At 64.0% G+C, this 1,249-nt stretch carries 1 tRNA gene and 1 pseudogene; one reads left to right on the plus strand and one right to left on the minus strand.

What is annotated here, in order from left to right:
• Positions 1–85: 85 nt before the first annotated feature.
• Positions 86–159 (minus strand) — tRNA-Met (locus QH196_RS00070).
• A 536-nt stretch (positions 160–695) separates the two neighbouring features.
• Between QH196_RS00070 and QH196_RS00075 the strand changes: the two are divergent.
• Positions 696–1,028 (plus strand): annotated as a pseudogene (locus QH196_RS00075) (transglycosylase family protein); the annotation flags it as partial.
• Between the last annotated feature and the right edge of the window lie 221 nt (positions 1,029–1,249).

Here is a 1,249-nt window from a genome sequence, read left to right on the forward strand (position 1 = left end):
CGTCAGGCCAGAACATCCGGGCGACACGCCCTGAACACAAGATAAGGCCCCGGAGAGGAGATCCTCTCCGGGGCCTTCCCGGTAGTAGCGGGGACAGGATTTGAACCTGCGACCTCTGGGTTATGAGCCCAGCGAGCTACCGAGCTGCTCCACCCCGCGTTGGGTGAACACAACATTACACACGACTTCTCCGGTATGACAAATCACCAGGTCAGCCGCACTTTCGGAGTTCACCGACCACCCGATCGGCGCCTCGAAACACACGCCGGTGCGAAAGCCATCGATCGAACCGTTGCCGTTCTGCGCACTCCGACCCAATGAGCGTTAGCGGATCGATTGCCAAGGGTCTCGAACGCGATACGCGTGACACGGATTACGATTTTTTGGTGATCCCCGTCACATTTCCGTGTTATCACGTGACCTGTTGGGTAGCGAAAATTCGGATTATGACCAGCAGTTTTCCACATATTCCCGGATCTCGCCAATACACATATTGATAGTTATCGATACGTGATCTGCGGAGATTTCTTCGTTACGGTCGTTCCCAGGCCCCGACCAGACCGGGACGGGCCGGCCGAACCGGAGAACACCGGCAACCCTGTCCCACGGTTCGGAACAAACCCCGACACAACACCTGGGGACAGGGGCACGCAGCTTCCAACGCGCTGCCGGTGGGCACAGGGAGGGATTCGCATATGACCAAGACCCGAAAGTTCAGCACTCGCGCCCTCGGCATGACCGCTATCGCCGGGGCACTCGTTGCCGTACCGTTCGGTCTTTCCACTGCCACCGCTTCGGCCTACTCGGGCAACTGGGACGCTGTCGCCCAGTGCGAGAGCGGCGGCGACTGGTCCACCAACACCGGCAACGGCTACTACGGCGGCCTGCAGTTCTCCCAGAGCACCTGGGAGGCCAACGGTGGTACCGGCTCGGCGCACAACGCCAGCCGCGAGGAGCAGATCCGCGTCGCCGAGAACGTCCTCGCCACCCAGGGCCCCGGCGCCTGGCCGGTGTGCGGTTCGAACCTGTGACACCGCACGGCGCCTGATCGAGCGCCGGTCACCGCGTAAACAAGAGGCGGGGGGGGGGGGACCCGGGGGGGGACCCGCCGGCGGGTTATGATGGGGGGGTTCGGGTGGACGCTTGGGCACGCGTTCAACCAGGTGCTGCGGGGTGCGGGTGCGCTGGCGACGCCGTCGGGTGCGGTTCCGGCCACCGGGCCGAGTCCCGGCGACGCACCGCCCACGGA

It is taken from the genome of Nocardia carnea (assembly GCF_029868325.1).
Taxonomy (GTDB): domain Bacteria; phylum Actinomycetota; class Actinomycetes; order Mycobacteriales; family Mycobacteriaceae; genus Nocardia; species Nocardia carnea_C.